Here is a 14,286-nt window from a genome sequence, read left to right on the forward strand (position 1 = left end):
AAATCACCTCCTACAGGAAGTGAATCATGAACCACGCCTCACTGGAATCCCTCGCGATTCAAACTGAACGTCCGACGCTCTAGGCATCGCCGCAGCGTCGCTGCTGCCTCTTTCCGAGTCGAGAGCTCAAACGGCAACATCGGGTGCCGCAGCCACAGGTGCAAGGTCATCGAACCTTCAGCGTCGCATGCTCGGCTCGCTGGAAGTCTCTGCCATGGGGATGGGCTGCCAAAACTTTGCCGGGATGTACAGCCCGCCCACGAACAGGCAGGAGGCCGTGCGGATCATCCGGGCGGCGCATGACCGGGGCGTGACCTTTTTCGACGTCGCTGAAGTCTATGGACCCTTCCTGGGCGAGGATATTGTTGGCGAGGCGCTTTCGCCGATCCGCGACCAGGTGATCATCGCGACCAAGTTCGGCTTCGACATCACGCCCGAAGGCCAGGTCACAGGCGTCAACAGCCGCCCTGACAATATCAAGCGGGTGACCGAGCAACAGCTCCGCCGCTTGAAGACGGACTACATTGATCTTCAATACCAACACCGTGTCGATCCGACCGTGCCCATCGAAGACGTGGCCGGAGCGGTGCAGGAATTGATCCGTGAAGGCAAGGTCCGCCACTTCGGCCTGTCCGCTGCAGGCGAAGCGACCATCCGCCGCGCCCACAAAGTGCAGCCGGTCACGGCGGTGCAGAATGAATACTCTGTCTGGACCCGCGATCCGGAGGTGGAGGTTCTGGCGAGCTGCGAGGAGCTTGGCATCGGGTTCGTGCCATGGAGCCCGCTCGGCATGGGATACCTGACCGGTACTGTCACCCCCATGTTCGTGCATGGCCCTGCCGACCTACGGGCCAACCTGCCGCGCTTCACGCCTGAAGCCCGCCGCGCCAACTGGCCGGTGGTCGAACTGCTACAGCGTGTAGGCGCGCACGTCATCAGGCTGCGCCCGGCCAGGTCGCCCTTGCCTGGTTGCTCGCCCGCAAGCCGTGGATCGTGCCCATTCCCGGCCCGATAACGGAGGACCAGATGGACCAGAACATGGACGCGCTGCAGGTCCAGTTGAGTGCGGCCGATGTCAAGGAGATCGATGACGGCTTTGCCCGGATCACGGTCCAGGGCGCGCGTCTGAGCCCACCAATGCTCGCGATGATCGATACCGGCGCAAAACTTGGAACGAGTTCCAAGGGCGGAACCGGCATGTCACCGGTCAGGTGACCAACCCACAAGAACCGACGGGCTGAAGTCTAGCCGGGTACCGGCGGCGCTTCTTGTCCGAGGCGCTGCCACCTCTGTGGTCCTCGCTCCGGTCTTTCCGGATCGGTAGGGCCAGCCAGAGAGCACAACGAAGGAGACTACCATGAATAACAACAATCGGGTCGCTGTAATCACTGGTGCATCCTCCGGAATCGGTGAGGCGCTGGCACGTGAGCTTCTTTCATATCGCGTAGCCCTTCTAGGGCGGCGCCTCGAGCGTGTCGCGGCACTCGCAGACGAACTCGGCGAAGGCGCTATCGCGATCCAGGCTGACGTGACCGACCGGGACTCCATCGCTGGAGCCGCCGCGCGCGTCCAGGAGTTCGGCGGCGCCGATGTTCTAGTCAACAACGCAGGCGTGATGCTCACAGCGCCGTTTGGATCGGCCAAGCGATCCGAGCATCGGCAGATGGTCGAAACCAATCTCCTGGGTGCCATGACTGTGACTGAGGTTTTCCTTGACCAACTCCGCGCCAAGAAGGGAGATCTGGTGAACATCTCTTCTGTGGCAGGTCGCGTAGCTCCAGCCGGGTTCGCTGCCTATTCGGCAACCAAATGGGGGATCAACGGCTGGTCCGAGGCGCTTCGCGTCGAACTCCAGCCAGACATCCGCGTGATAGTCATCGAGCCTGGTGCGGTGGCGACAGAATTATCCGACCACATCACACACGAGGAAAGCAAAAAGTCTGCTCAGGACTACCGCGACAATGTTGCAATTCCGGCTCAGGACATCGCCGAAATCATAGCCTTTGCTCTCAGCCGGCCGAAGCGGACGTCCCTCAACGAGATCCTGGTCCGCCCGACCGTGCAGGCGATGTGAACAACTGTCTTACAGCCCCATGCGCCGCAAGATCGGTGAAGGGCTGACAACATGAAAGGACACATGAGATGAGTAACAAAGTGTGGTTCATCACCGGGGCAGGACGTGGCCTCGGCCTGGACATTGCCAAGGCGGCCCTGGCAGCCGGCCACAAGGTGGTCGCGACTGGCCGTAATCCAGACAAGGTGGCGAACGCTCTAGGTGCTTCCGACGACCTTCTTGTCGTGAAACTCGATGTCACCAAGGCCGCTGACGCCGACGCCGCCACGCAGGCGACCCTTGAGCGGTTCGGACGGATCGACGTGCTGGTCAACAACGCGGCCAGCTTCTACGCCGGGTATTTCGAGGAACTGTCTCCCAAGCAGATGCAGTTGCAGCTAAGCACGAGCCTTGACGGTCCGATGATCGTGACGCGGGCGTTCCTTCCGGTCATGCGCAAGCAGCGCTCCGGCCAGATCGTCTCGATCTCCTCGACGGCAGGTCTGATGGGCTTTGAATTCTGCACAGCCTACTCTGCTTCGAAGTTTGGCCTCGATGGCTGGATGGAAGCGCTGCAGACTGAAGTCGGTCCGTTCGGCATCGAGACGATGATCGTCAACCCAGGCTTTTTCCGCACGGAGCTTCTGACGGAGGAGTCCACCAGTTACGCGGAAATCGCGATCGAAGATTATCACGAGCGACGCACGGCACAGATTGCCTTCTGGAAGTCCCAGAACGGCAAGCAGGGCGGTGACCCCGCTAAGCTGGCACGCGCTCTAATCACGCTCGCTGAGCAGGACGAACTGCCACGGCGCTTCCTCGCTGGCTCTGACGCTATCCAGGTGGCGGAGCAGAAGATTGCTCTCTTGCAGCAGCAGATCGAAGCGTACCGAGAACTGTCGAGTTCTCTCGCCATAGACTGAGGACGCTGGAACGCCCTGAGTCCACACCCTGCGTGCGGGCTTTGGGGCATTCGCCGATCCTCTATCTGCGTACCTTCCGAAGTCCGCTTTGGGCCGACTGTAGTCTTCGGGGCCACATTACTTCCCCTTGTAAGCCCAAGGCAGCAGCTCATCGATCCGGCTCTGCTTGTGACCGTTGACGATGGCGGTGAGCGTATTGGTCAGGTAGGCCTGCGGATCGACGGCGTTGAGTTTGCAGGTCTCGATGAGCGATGCGATGGTGGCCCAGTTCTCGGCTCCAGCGTCGTGCCCCGCAAAGAGTGCATTCTTGCGATTGAGGGCTATCGGCCGGATGGTTCGCTCGACGCTGTTGTTGTCGATCTCGATGCGGCCGTCGGTCAGGAAGAGCTTCAAACCATCCCAATATTTGGCGATGTACGCCAAGGCCTCGCCGAGTGGAGACTTGGTCGCGACACGGGCGCGGTGATGGACGAACCAGGTCTGCATGTCGGTGACCAGTGGTGTTGATCGTTCCTGTCGTCCGGCGAGGCGAGCCTCCGGATCAAGGCCACGCAGTTCGGCCTCGATCCGACCCAGTTCGCTGATCCGCTTGACGCTCTCTTCGGCGATAGGTGCTGCTCCGTTGCGGGTTATCTCCACCAGCTTGCGGCGAGCGTGTGCCCAACAATAGGCAAGCCGGATGTCCGAGCCGACACGGTCAGGTGCGATCAGTCTGTTGTATCCGGCATAGCCATCGACCTGCAGGATGCCGGAGAAGCCCTGCAATATCCGTTCGGCATGAATGCCCCGAGCGTAGGTGAAGGCCACACCAGGCGGAGCACCGCCGCAACTGGATGTTCTCAACCGAACAGGCGCGCCTCAAATTGGCCAAGGCCTATCCAAAGCCAACCGCCAAAGAGTCATAATCCATGTGCAGAGATACTAGTTGCCGGCGGGCATGGTCAGTGCAGCAGGTTTGCTCCGCGTGCCTTGACGATGTTTCGCATGATGCCGTTAAGCCAGTCCTCGGTGGAGGAACCGGATCGTCTCCTGTCGATCTCGCCGATCGCCTGCTCGAGCGTCCGCTCGACCAGCCGGTCGGAAGCGTCAACGTCTCCCAGCAGCAGACGCGCTGCGAGCCTGAGCTTAGGCAGCAGGGAAAATACGTCGTCTGACGGCTCGGTCGCCAGATTTCCGCTTGATGCTTTGGGCTCGGAGGGGAAGAGAGCATCGAAAACAGCCTGGCCGTCCGAGGATTTTCTGAGGCTGCTGGCATACCGAAGGCGCTCAGGAATAACGATGTCTTCGTCGCCGCTGAAAAACACGAACGGCACGCCGCGGCGCATCAGTTCGTCCGCGATCGGGAATACCCGTCTTCCGTTGAGATTGACGTCCAGGATTGCGGCTTCCGCCTCATCGGTATGCTTCGACGCCTGTTCGACTGTCGCCACGGGGCCAAGCACGACGGCGCCCATCTTGCTGAAATAACGTGCAAGATCGCCCGCCAGCATCCATTCGTCCTCGACGATCAGGATATGCAAGCCTTGCAGGTCGCGCACCTCATTGTTCCTTCTTTCTGCGGGAGTCACGGCTGTCGGCGCGGACTTGTACAAAATGACGGGACAAGGCCTCTTGCAACCGTTCCGCGCGCGCGAGCAGACGAGGCGGGATTTCTTCGGATACCGGGACCTTGGCCAGATCCGGCGAACGTAACGAGATTTGTTTTGCCGGCTTTATCTCAGGTGGTCGTTTTGCCATTGGAACCGCCTCGAAAACCGGATGTTAATGCCCACCGGCGGTGCTTTGTTCCGTTCGAGGACTATTTACTGGCCTGAGGCTCGGTCCGGTCCTAAAGCACGTCGCGTTTTGCCGGCCTCATGCGACGCGCTTTAGGCTGTTGTTTTTATTCATCTCGTTATCGCAAAACCGCTGCACACTTTTGCGCGACATGCATTAGTCTGAGGTCCGATTTGGCGGTTTCGCAGCCGCGGCTGTTACCGAGGCGTGGCATGGTATTCCAGAACGGAAGATTTCCCATTGTCGGCGTCGGCGCATCGGCCGGCGGCATTCCCGCGATGGAGGGCCTGTTCAAAGGACTGACCGGCGGCACCGGCATGGCGTTCGTCGTCGTCACTAATCTGAGCCCAGAACGCGAAAGCCTGCTGCATGACGTTATCGCACGTTACACCGGAATGCCGGTCATCGTCGCCGAGGAGGGCATGGCGGTCCAACCCGACCAAGTCTATGTGATGCCGCAAAACGTCGTCCTCACCATCCGTAAGGGCGCGCTTTCGCTACGCCGGCCGAACACGCTTAACCGCGAGCGCAAACCGATCGACATCTTCTTCCGTGCACTGGCCGAGGACCAAGGGGAGTACGCCGTAGGCATCATCCTGTCGGGGGGCGATTCGGACGGCACGCTGGGCGCCCGGGCGATCAAGGAACATGGCGGGTTGACGATTGCCCAAGCCTCCAACGGTTCCGGCGCGCGCAACCCGGACATGCCGCAAAGCGCGATTTCGAGCGGCCTTATCGATATCGCAGCGCCCGCCGAGGAGATCGGCGCAAAGCTTCAGGCGTTTGGCCGCGGCTTCAATGTGCTGAACGGGCTGGCCGAGGGGGGTGGCGAGCACAAAGCTGACGTGGATCGGGCCGCCGATGAAATCGACCCCACTCTGCGCGGCCATTCCGGTCACGACTTTTCCAGCTATAAGACGAAGACGTTCTCCGCCAATGAAGAGGCGCAGTCGACTAATGAGGAGCTTGAGGCCTCGAAGGAGGAGAAGCAGTCGCTCAACGAAGAGCTCAGCACCATCAACGCAGAGCTGACCAGCAAGATTGAGGAGCTCGACCGCGCCAACAGCGATCTCAGAAACCTGTTCGAAAGCACAGAGATCGCAACCATATTCCTCGACCGCAACCTTGTGGTGCGGACCTTTACCCCCGCTGCATCGGCCTTCTTCAATCTGCGCCCATCCGATGTCGGACGGCCGCTGACCGACCTTTCAAGCCAGCTCGACTATCCCGAGCTGAGGCCTCACATCGAGGCAGTGCTCGAGACGGGAGAGATCCTGAACCATCACCTTGCGCGCGACGACAAGGGCCGGTTCTACCTGGTTCGCATCAACCCGTACCGGGACAAGAGCGGCAGCATCCAGGGCGTCGTCGTGACCCTGATCGACGTGACGACGCTGGCGCAGGCGGAAGAGCGTCAGCAGGTGCTCATCTCCGAGCTGAACCATCGCGTCAAGAACATGCTGGCGGTCGTGGCCAGCATCACCAACCGGACCCGTGAAAACTCGGCATCGAAAGAGGAGTTCGCCGAAGCCTTGATCGGGCGCCTGCATGCCATGTCACGAGCCTATAGTCTGCTCTCGCGCGAGAGCTGGACGGAAGCTTCCGTCGAGGAACTGCTGCGTCAGGAACTCGATCCCTTCGGCCCCGAACGGTTTGAGCTCGATGGCAAGAGGGTAAATCTCAAGCCGGCACAAGGGCTTTCCTTCGGCATGGCCATCCATGAACTGGCGACGAATGCCGCCAAGTATGGCGCACTGTCGAGGCCTGCCGGGCGGATAGTTGTCAAATGGTCGGTGGCCGACGGAACCTTCAAGCTCGTCTGGCGCGAGAAGGGCGGCCCCCGCATCAAGGAGCCAACCGACAGCGGCTTCGGCCTTACCCTTCTACGCGGAGAAATCGGCTATAGGCTGGGCGGAAAAGTTGAAACAAGTTTCCGCTCAAATGGTTTGGAGGCGGAAATCGCATTTCCTCTGACCCGCGAGGGCTCGTCGTGACCGGAAAGGTGCGTGTGCTGATCGTCGAGGATGAATGGCTGATCGCCGACGATGCGGCGGCTTACCTGCGCAAAGCCGGCCATCAGGTGGTTGGACCTGTTTCGTCGGTGACGGCGGCACTCCGGCTCGTTGGCGAAGGCGGCGTCGACGCGGCGTTACTGGATATCCAGTTGAACGACGAAACCAGCTATCCGATTGCGGAAGCGTTGCGGACGCGTGGTGTTCCGTTCGCCTTCCTCTCAGGCTTTGGTGAACGCGAAATTCCGGCCGGGTTCCGCGCTTGCAGGATCGTGCAGAAGCCGGCGAGCCAGAGTGCGATCCTGAATGCCGTGGATGAACTCGCGCGAGCCGGCTGAGGTCGCGATTTGAAAGTCGCGCCAGGTCACATCGGCGTGGTGCGTGCCTGCCGCGAACGACGAACGCCTATGGCAATATCCGCACCGGTACCGATTTGACCGCCGGAACATGAGCCTTCTCGGCTCTGTGCCACAAAGGAACCAGCGGGTTGAGCTCGGGGTAGTAACCGGCGCAATTTCCCTCCGGCACCGAGTAAGGTGTAACGCGCAGCCCGTGCACGCGGCGCTCCACACCGTCCTGCGCATTGGCTTCGAGATCGACTTCCTGTCCGGCGCTCAAACCGAGGCGCTGGATATCCTTCTCGTTCATCAACAGCACCATGCGTGTGCCGCTGATGCCGCGCAGCCGGTCGTTGTAGCCGTAGACGGTCGTGTTGAACTGGTCGTTGGAGCGCACCGTGATCAGTGTCAGCACATCACGGCCGGCGACATCGATGTCGGGATCGGTTTCAAGGCCACTTGGCAGCTTGAAGTTGGCCTTCTTGTTCGGCGTTTCCCACACCCGCTTGCTCGCCTTGATGTCGCGATGGAAGCCGCCGGGCGTCAGGAAACGCTCGTTGAAGTCGCGGAAATGTTGGGGGTAGCAGCGCTCGATTTCGTCGCGGATGCGGGAATAATCCCCAACCCACTCGTCCCATGGGATCGAACTTCTGCTCGGCACTGTCGCCTTGGCAAGCTCGGCAACGATCCTGGGCTCGGAAAGCAGATGCGGCGAAGCCGGAGGTCGCGATCCGAACGAGCCGTGGATACAGGCGGTGGAATCCTCTACCGACACCCTTTGGTCGCCGCTTGCCTGATGATCTCTTTCCAGCCGTGACAGGCAAGGCAGCAAATAGGTTGTCCGCCCGGCGATCAGGTGGCTGCGGTTGAGTTTGGTCGCGATCTCGACATGCAGGTCGAGCCCACGCCAGGCCTTTTCGACCAGGCCGGTTTCCGGAACGGCCCGCACGAAATTGCCGCCCAGTCCGACGAAGCCCTTGACCGATCCGTCGATGACGCCTTCGCAGGTTTCGACCGTATCGCGACCTTTCTCGCGCGGCGGTTCAAAGGCATAGAATTCGGCGAACTTGTCGAGCGGGACGAGCTCGGGTTTTTCCGATATGCCGACGGTGCGCTGCCCCTGGACATTGGAATGCCCGCGCAGCGGCGAAATGCCGGCGCCGGCTTTTCCGATATTGCCGCGCAGCATCAAAAGGTTGCACAGCATCTGGACGTTCTCGGTGCCGTGCCGATGCTGGGTCAGGCCCATGCCGTAATTGCCGATCACCGCGTTGGCATGGCTGTAGACCTCGGCGACATGTTCCAGGTCGGTCTGCGCAATGCCGGATCGCGCGACGATATCGCTCCACTGGGTTTTGCGCAGGAAGGCTTCGAACTCGGCGAAGCCATGCGTGTGCTCGGCGATGAAAGCCGTGTCGAGGACACGCGTCCTGCCGCTTTCGCGGGCGGCATCGTCGAGCGCCTGCAACGCTTTGGCGATGCCCGTTATCGCAGCAATGTCGCCGCCGGAACGAACCTGGAAGAAGTCGCTGGACATTTTGGTGCCAGGCCCGGGCGACAGCATGTCGACAGGGTTTTGCGGGTTCTTGAAGCGTTTCAGTCCCCGCTCGGGCAAGGGATTGAAGGTGAAGACGGGCACGTTGCGTTGACGTGCCTCCTGCAGCGGATGCAGCAGGCGCGGCGCCGTCACCCCGGTGTTGTGCCCGAAGAAGAACATCATGTCGCATTTCGCAAAGTCTTCGAGCTGCACGGTCCCGACCGGCGAGCCGATCGATTCCGGCAAGCCGACCGAGGTCGATTCATGACACATGTTGGACGAATCGGGCAGGTTCGAAGACCCATAGATTCGTGCAAAAAGCTGGTACATGAACGAGGCCTCGAGCGAGGCCCGGCCAGACGTGTAGAACACTACCGATTTGGGATCGAGCCGCCGCAGTTCGGCAGCTATGTCGCGGAACGCATCGTCCCAGGAGACCGGCTCGTAACGGTCGGTGGCGGCACTGTAGCGCATGGGCTCTGTTAGCCTGCCCTGTTTCTCCAGATCGTGGTCCGGCCAATCGAGCAGTTCCGTCACCGAATGCTCGGCGAAGAAAGCGGGTTCGCAGCGCAGCTTGGTCTGGTCCCACATCGTCGCCTTGGCGCCGTTTTCACAGAATTCGAAAGGCCTCGGCTGGGCTGGCTTTGCCCATGAGCAAGACACGCACATATAGCCGTCGGCCTTGTTCTGCTTGAGCAGCGTGCTCCATATCCCGGACAATAGCAGGCCTTCGCCTCGCGCCTTGCGGACCAAGGATCTCAGCGATCCCCAGCCGCCTGTCGGGTGGTCGTATTTCTTGGTTTCGATGCGATCGGTTACGGCGGGTCTCATGCAAGCCACTCCCTGTGGAAGAGCACTCATACGAACCCGCGGTGAGGCTGAATGTTCCGGGCTGGGTCCGTACCGTCACGCCGTCCGTCTAACCGGAACCATTTCCGCCATCGTTTGTTCGGCTCGAAGAAAGGAGCCGCGCAAAATGGAGCGACGTAATGCATTAATTGCGATGGTGATTTCGGCCATCATCATCGTCGGCCTTCTCATAGGCTTTTTGTACGGCGATATGGGCTGGCAGACTTCGCCGCTCAAAAGAGCCCCTGAACAGAACCAGGGTGGCAATGCTCCGGCCGATACCTCGCCTGCCGCCGGCATCAAGAAGAACCCCAAGGAAAATACCGAAATGCCAGGCCAGCAATGACGTAGGGCCAGCAATGAAATTCAGCAGCAAGGCAATGCCACGAACTGAAACGGGTTCCTGTTTTTGCGGCGCCATAACGGCGGAGATGCGCGGCGAGCCTTTCTGGATTTGCTCCGATCACGATGACGACTGCCGCAAGGCGATAGGAAGCCCTCTGACGGTGTGGGTCGGTTATCGGCCTTCCGAATTCACATTGCTCACCGGCACGCCCAAGACCTTTTCGAAAACCCCCGGCGTGCTCCGGTCCTTCTGTGCGGATTGCGGAACATCGATCGGCTATGTCGACCAGGGCCTGCCCGACGAACTCTATCTGGCGATCGGCTTCCTCGATCATCCCGAACGGTTTCCGCCGCAGGCCCACGCATATTGGGACATGAGGCTTCCCTGGGTCGACTTTCCAGACGAGCTGCCGCGGGTGGGGACGTATTCGAGGCGGCGAGATCCCGCCTTCGGAAATCCGGCGGAACGCTAGCTTTCGATCCCATCGCTGGTTGGGAAACGTGCCTTTCGCGACTTGGTATGAAAACGACAATTGGCGCACGGCTGAAAACGCGCGATCATGTGCCAATGGGCCGCCGTTTGGATGACAAGCTCGATTGCAAGGCGTGCGGGACGATCCTGATGGAGATTCCCGACAATCCGAAGGATTCGACGCCGATCCATTGCAGCAATTGCGGCGCCTATCTCGGCGAATGGGGCGATCTGCAGGAGGATTTCTTCAGGCAGGCGTTCGGTGCCCAGGCCTTCGATCTGAACAACGGAAACATCATCAAGAAATAATCCTGGATCCCGCCGGCCCCAAGCCACGGCCTGTGGACCCGGATCGTTGCGGCAATCACCGTTAGTGTCAGACCCTTGGGAACCTTTCTCCCGAGCCGCTTGTTTGGGTGGCGGAAGGAGAAACGCCATGAGCACAAAACCTCCGCCTGTGCCGCCGAAGAATCTGAGCCCAAAGGGCGCCGGTGACAAAAAATCGGTAGCAGCCGACCAGGGACCGCAATCAGCCGTTCCGGATCCCGACAAGCAGGGCCAGCAAGGCAATACGAAGGTCAACACCACCCATCAAGGCAACGTTCAGGATCGCTAGGTCATGTCCACGTCGAAGAAGACTCCTGCCAGCATCCGCCAGGGCGGTCCCGGCGCCGCGCACGAAAACGCCAAGAAGCCGCTGAGCATCGAAAAGCCGCCGGCCGACTCCGACCGTCGCAGCCACAGCAAGGTCTCCGGCGGCGGCGGCGAACGCGACAGCCACCATACCCACGACCCCGAAAAGAAAGGCGACACTCGGCCCGCGCATCAGGACAAGTGACGTCGGGCGGCGACGCGACGATCGGTGAGGTTCGAGCGAAGTGTTAGCGGGGACGGCGCGCCAAGGCAAACGGCACGACATTGTCGACATTTGCCACCGGCAAATCGAACAGCATCGGAAGCCCGCGCGTCGCGGCCATTTCCACGATCAGCTCCTCGATGGAGTGATCGGTCAGACGGGTCTCGACGCCCAGCCGGATCATCGCCGCCAGCTTGTGCACCGGCACCGGCACGGACTTCGCTCGGTCGTCGAGCAGCTTGCTGATTTCGATCACGACGTCGGCGTCGATATTCCTGGGCAAGTCTCGCATAAGCGCCTCCCCGCCAAACGAAACGAAAAGCCCGCCGCACCTTTTGATGCGGCGGGCGATCCAGTAATGCGTACCGGCGAGGGGATCGGGGTGGGCGTGCCGGCGCGCGCAGATCGCAAGTAATTTTAGTTAAATCCGTCAACTTCGATGTGTCACGGAAAAACGTCTGTACGTTTTTTACCGAACCGCGCGGATCGTTAGCTGTCCCCGCCGTCGCGCGGCGCGGCAGCACGGATGGCGCGATCCATTGCCCTCCGGACAGCGAACTCAAACAGTATACATTATAAACTTAAAACATCTTGCCAGGTGATCCAGCCTATGCTCCACTTGAGCCGGGAACATGGCTGATAGGTCGATTTCTGCCGACACGTGGCTGCATTTCAAACGGCACGACTGCGAGAACACAGCCTCAAACGATATACGAAATCTTCGCATGGGAAGGCGTGGATGACGGAAACGATAGAGCTCAAACGGGTTGGCGATGGCAATCTGCGTGCCCAGGTCTATCAACAAATCCGGTTGACGATACAGCATGGCGAATTGGCGCCTGGCCAGAAGCTCGTCGACGTCGATATTGCCGCCCAGCTCGGTATTTCCAGAATGCCTGTTCGCGACGCCTTGATGCAGTTGGTGCATGAGGGCTATCTCGTCGGCACCACACGCGGCTTCACCCTGCCCACGCTTACCGCGACGGATGTCGCCGACATCTTCGAGGTCCGCCGCCTGCTTGAGCCACGGGCCGCCGCGCACGCGGCACGGACACTTGACGCCGCTGGCCTCAAGACCCTGGCAGCCGCGCTTCGGGAGGCCGAGGCTGCGGCCGCCGCCGGCGATGCCGACCGCTTTTTCCAGGCCAATTCGGCATTCAGAAATTGTTGGCTCGGCGCCGTCGAGAACGAGCGCCTTTCCCAAACGATTGCAAGGTTCGCCGACCATGTGCTCGTCGTCCGCTTAAGGACGCTGTCGCACCAGCCGACGCAGGCCGTTATCGTTGCCGGCATGCGCGCAATCTATGAGGCATTCGTCAAGCGCGACGCCGTCGCCGCTTACGACCGCATGACCCACTTCATTCAGAACGCCGAGGAGCGTTTCATGAAGCTTAGCCCACCGTTTCAAAACGCCAACGGTGAAGGTGAGGGCATGTCGCGGCGGGGGAAATCATGATCAGGAAGCAGCACCCTCTGAAAGGGCCGAACAGGTTCAAGCTCGGCGTCTTTTCAATGAACGCCGATGGCGGCCTGGCAATGACCACCGTCCCCGAGCGCTGGCGCGCCCGCTGGGAAGACAACCTCAACTCCGCCTGTATCGCCGATCGCGCCGGCCTCGAGTTTCTGCTGCCGATCGCCCGCTGGCGCGGCTTCGGCGGTCTGACGCATGTACGGGAATGGTCGTTCGAGACTTTCACCTGGGCGGCGGGCCTGGCTGTCGCCACCGAGAACATCGGCCTGTTCATGACGGTGCATGTGCCGCTGGTTCATCCGCTGCAGGCTGCAAAAGCGCTGGCGACGGTCGACCACATCTCCAATGGGCGGGCCGGCTTGAACATTGTCTGCGGCTGGAACCCCGACGAGTTCGCCATGTTCGGGCAGACGGTCGGCGATCGAACCTACGATCAAGCCGAGGAATGGATCAACATCATCATGCGTGCCTATCAATCGAGGGAGCCGTTCGATTTCGGCGGCGAGTTCTATGATCTGAAGGGGGTCGTCAGCCGCCCACCAAGTCTGCAGGCGCCACGACCGGTGACCATGAACGCCGCCTTCGGTGCGCCAGGGCGCAACTATGCAGCGCGCCACTGCGACTATTTGTTTTCGACTTTTTCCGAAATCGCCGACGGCCGTGCGCATGTGGTCGACATCACCAACCGAGCGGCCGAAGTCGGGCGCGAAGTCGGCGTCTATACGGTCTGTCACGTCGTCTGCCGGGAGACCCAGCAGGAAGCCGAGGACTACTACCGGCATTACGCGCTGGAATGCGCGGACGAGGGTGCGGTCGACGAGCACATGCGCAAGAAGAAGGAATTCGCGAACTCGCACGATGCGAAGGCTTTCACCGAATATCGACAAAGGTTCGCCGGCGGTGCCGGAACGTTCCCGCTCATCGGCACGCCGGAAAAGATCGTCGACGATCTCACTGAGATCATGGACCAGGGCTATTCCGGCGCCGCCCTTACATTCGTCAACTACACCTACGAATTGCCCTTCTTCTGCGACCGCGTGCTGCCGCTGATGCGCCAGGCCGGGCTTCGAGTAAATTGATGCCGGCGGCCGCCATTCCGACGCCGTGGGTGGATGGGCACGACGCCATCAATCCGCGCGCCTTCAAGCAGGCGATGCGGGCCGTGGCGGGCTCCGTCGCCATCCTCGCGTCGGAGCATGACGAGATCGGCTTTTGCGGCATCACGGCGACGGCTCTCTGCTCGTTCAGTGCCGAGCCGCCTTCCCTGCTGGCCTGCGTCAACCGCGGCAGCACCTTTGCCTCGGCCATTCGTGAAGGCTCGCCCTTTTCGGTCAATCTTCCCGCCGGCGACCAGGAGAACGTTGTACGTGCCTTTGGCGGCATGACCAAAGCCAAGGGCGCCGCGCGGTTCTCGTCCGGATCATGGGTGCGTGGCGAAACCGGCGCGCCCTTGCTTGTCGGCGCGCGGGCAATGTTCGAATGCCGGGTGGCCGAAATTATTGTGCGGGCGTCGCACATGATCGTCATCGGCATCGTCTCGGGCGTTGCGCTGGATCGCGCTGACCGATCGCCGGTCTTCTACGCGCATGGGCGGTTCCTGACAGTAGGAGATGATGTCAACTAACCGCCGTTCGCGTGGCGGCGCAGCGATCGC

At 60.9% G+C, this 14,286-nt stretch carries 16 protein-coding genes and 2 pseudogenes; 13 read left to right on the plus strand and 5 right to left on the minus strand.

Going from position 1 to position 14,286, the window contains the following annotated elements; translation table 11 throughout:
* The first annotated feature begins 187 nt into the window (after positions 1-187).
* From NKK47_RS05415 to NKK47_RS05425, 3 genes and pseudogenes are all read left to right on the plus strand, one after another.
* Positions 188-1,215, plus strand: a pseudogene (locus tag NKK47_RS05415) (aldo/keto reductase).
* A gap of 142 nt (positions 1,216-1,357) precedes the next feature.
* Complete coding sequence (locus tag NKK47_RS05420) at positions 1,358-2,074, plus strand: SDR family oxidoreductase (protein ID WP_352575468.1); 717 nt, start codon at positions 1,358-1,360, stop codon at positions 2,072-2,074.
* 68 nt (positions 2,075-2,142) lie between these two features.
* A complete protein-coding gene (locus NKK47_RS05425) occupies positions 2,143-2,976 on the plus strand; it encodes an SDR family NAD(P)-dependent oxidoreductase (RefSeq protein WP_352575470.1) in 834 nt (277 codons plus the stop codon).
* A gap of 117 nt (positions 2,977-3,093) precedes the next feature.
* On the opposite strand, the pseudogene tnpC reads toward NKK47_RS05425, so the two are convergent.
* The 3 genes and pseudogenes from tnpC to NKK47_RS05440 form a co-directional block, all read right to left on the minus strand.
* Positions 3,094-3,801: pseudogene (tnpC, locus tag NKK47_RS05430) on the minus strand (IS66 family transposase); the annotation flags it as partial.
* Positions 3,802-3,917: 116 nt separating this feature from the next.
* A complete protein-coding gene (locus tag NKK47_RS05435) occupies positions 3,918-4,514 on the minus strand; it encodes a response regulator (RefSeq protein ID WP_036238319.1) in 597 nt (198 codons plus the stop codon).
* A 1-nt stretch (position 4,515) separates the two neighbouring features.
* Entirely contained in the window at positions 4,516-4,713 is a 198-nt protein-coding gene (locus NKK47_RS05440) for a hypothetical protein (protein WP_156937318.1), read from the minus strand.
* Between the two features lie 251 nt (positions 4,714-4,964).
* On the opposite strand from NKK47_RS05440, the gene NKK47_RS05445 reads away from it, so the two are divergent.
* Together NKK47_RS05445 and NKK47_RS05450 are read left to right on the plus strand one after the other, a co-directional pair.
* Positions 4,965-6,746, plus strand: coding sequence for a chemotaxis protein CheB (locus NKK47_RS05445; RefSeq protein ID WP_023676113.1), 1,782 nt, complete (start codon positions 4,965-4,967; stop codon positions 6,744-6,746).
* 14 nt (positions 6,747-6,760) lie between these two features.
* Positions 6,761-7,102: a response regulator gene (locus NKK47_RS05450; RefSeq protein ID WP_245274673.1), complete on the plus strand. Its 342-nt coding sequence runs from the start codon at positions 6,761-6,763 to the stop codon at positions 7,100-7,102.
* Between the two features lie 67 nt (positions 7,103-7,169).
* Here NKK47_RS05450 and NKK47_RS05455 read toward each other — a convergent pair whose 3' ends face one another.
* Positions 7,170-9,470, minus strand: a complete 2,301-nt coding sequence (locus NKK47_RS05455; protein ID WP_352575472.1) for an FdhF/YdeP family oxidoreductase — start codon at positions 9,468-9,470, stop codon at positions 7,170-7,172.
* Between the two features lie 145 nt (positions 9,471-9,615).
* On the opposite strand from NKK47_RS05455, the gene NKK47_RS05460 reads away from it, so the two are divergent.
* From NKK47_RS05460 to NKK47_RS05480, 5 genes are all read left to right on the plus strand, one after another.
* Complete coding sequence (locus tag NKK47_RS05460; protein WP_023676110.1) at positions 9,616-9,834, plus strand: hypothetical protein; 219 nt, start codon at positions 9,616-9,618, stop codon at positions 9,832-9,834.
* Between the two features lie 34 nt (positions 9,835-9,868).
* Positions 9,869-10,306 (plus strand): GFA family protein, encoded by a 438-nt coding sequence (locus NKK47_RS05465; protein WP_352575475.1) that lies wholly within the window; start codon positions 9,869-9,871, stop codon positions 10,304-10,306.
* A gap of 47 nt (positions 10,307-10,353) precedes the next feature.
* Complete coding sequence (locus tag NKK47_RS05470) at positions 10,354-10,614, plus strand: hypothetical protein (protein ID WP_352451552.1); 261 nt, start codon at positions 10,354-10,356, stop codon at positions 10,612-10,614.
* 127 nt (positions 10,615-10,741) lie between these two features.
* Positions 10,742-10,921 (plus strand): hypothetical protein, encoded by a 180-nt coding sequence (locus tag NKK47_RS05475; protein ID WP_352575477.1) that lies wholly within the window; start codon positions 10,742-10,744, stop codon positions 10,919-10,921.
* Positions 10,922-10,924: 3 nt separating this feature from the next.
* Complete coding sequence (locus tag NKK47_RS05480) at positions 10,925-11,143, plus strand: hypothetical protein (RefSeq protein ID WP_352575479.1); 219 nt, start codon at positions 10,925-10,927, stop codon at positions 11,141-11,143.
* Between the two features lie 43 nt (positions 11,144-11,186).
* Here the strand turns inward: NKK47_RS05480 and NKK47_RS05485 are convergent, their stop codons facing one another.
* Positions 11,187-11,453, minus strand: a complete 267-nt coding sequence (locus NKK47_RS05485; protein WP_352575481.1) for a hypothetical protein — start codon at positions 11,451-11,453, stop codon at positions 11,187-11,189.
* A gap of 447 nt (positions 11,454-11,900) precedes the next feature.
* Between NKK47_RS05485 and NKK47_RS05490 the strand changes: the two genes are divergently transcribed.
* From NKK47_RS05490 to NKK47_RS05500, 3 genes are read left to right on the plus strand one after another with little or no spacing between them, the layout of a single operon-like run.
* Entirely contained in the window at positions 11,901-12,617 is a 717-nt protein-coding gene (locus NKK47_RS05490) for a GntR family transcriptional regulator (protein WP_352575483.1), read from the plus strand.
* Positions 12,617-13,711: an LLM class flavin-dependent oxidoreductase gene (locus tag NKK47_RS05495; protein WP_352575674.1), complete on the plus strand. Its 1,095-nt coding sequence runs from the start codon at positions 12,617-12,619 to the stop codon at positions 13,709-13,711. Before NKK47_RS05490 ends, NKK47_RS05495 begins: the two co-directional genes overlap by 1 nt.
* Positions 13,711-14,256 carry a flavin reductase family protein gene (locus NKK47_RS05500; RefSeq protein WP_352575485.1) on the plus strand — a complete coding sequence of 182 codons (546 nt, stop codon included), beginning with the start codon at positions 13,711-13,713 and terminating at the stop codon, positions 14,254-14,256. Before NKK47_RS05495 ends, NKK47_RS05500 begins: the two co-directional genes overlap by 1 nt.
* The last annotated feature ends 30 nt before the right edge of the window (positions 14,257-14,286 follow it).

Source organism: Mesorhizobium sp. M0019 (assembly GCF_040323975.1).
GTDB lineage: Bacteria > Pseudomonadota > Alphaproteobacteria > Rhizobiales > Rhizobiaceae > Mesorhizobium.

Bases quoted from the DNA above. Each gene is read 5' to 3' on its own strand.
- NKK47_RS05465 (WP_352575475.1), top strand. From the start codon at position 9,869: ATGCCACGAACTGAAACGGGTTCCTGTTTTTGCGGCGCCATAACGGCG.
- NKK47_RS05445 (WP_023676113.1), top strand. From the start codon at position 4,965: ATGGTATTCCAGAACGGAAGATTTCCCATTGTCGGCGTCGGCGCATCG.
- NKK47_RS05475 (WP_352575477.1), top strand. From the start codon at position 10,742: ATGAGCACAAAACCTCCGCCTGTGCCGCCGAAGAATCTGAGCCCAAAG.
- NKK47_RS05440 (WP_156937318.1), bottom strand. From the start codon at position 4,713: ATGGCAAAACGACCACCTGAGATAAAGCCGGCAAAACAAATCTCGTTA.
- NKK47_RS05490 (WP_352575483.1), top strand. From the start codon at position 11,901: ATGACGGAAACGATAGAGCTCAAACGGGTTGGCGATGGCAATCTGCGT.
- NKK47_RS05460 (WP_023676110.1), top strand. From the start codon at position 9,616: ATGGAGCGACGTAATGCATTAATTGCGATGGTGATTTCGGCCATCATC.
- NKK47_RS05470 (WP_352451552.1), top strand. From the start codon at position 10,354: ATGAAAACGACAATTGGCGCACGGCTGAAAACGCGCGATCATGTGCCA.
- NKK47_RS05420 (WP_352575468.1), top strand. From the start codon at position 1,358: ATGAATAACAACAATCGGGTCGCTGTAATCACTGGTGCATCCTCCGGA.
- NKK47_RS05480 (WP_352575479.1), top strand. From the start codon at position 10,925: ATGTCCACGTCGAAGAAGACTCCTGCCAGCATCCGCCAGGGCGGTCCC.
- NKK47_RS05455 (WP_352575472.1), bottom strand. From the start codon at position 9,470: ATGAGACCCGCCGTAACCGATCGCATCGAAACCAAGAAATACGACCAC.
- NKK47_RS05425 (WP_352575470.1), top strand. From the start codon at position 2,143: ATGAGTAACAAAGTGTGGTTCATCACCGGGGCAGGACGTGGCCTCGGC.
- NKK47_RS05500 (WP_352575485.1), top strand. From the start codon at position 13,711: ATGCCGGCGGCCGCCATTCCGACGCCGTGGGTGGATGGGCACGACGCC.
- NKK47_RS05485 (WP_352575481.1), bottom strand. From the start codon at position 11,453: ATGCGAGACTTGCCCAGGAATATCGACGCCGACGTCGTGATCGAAATC.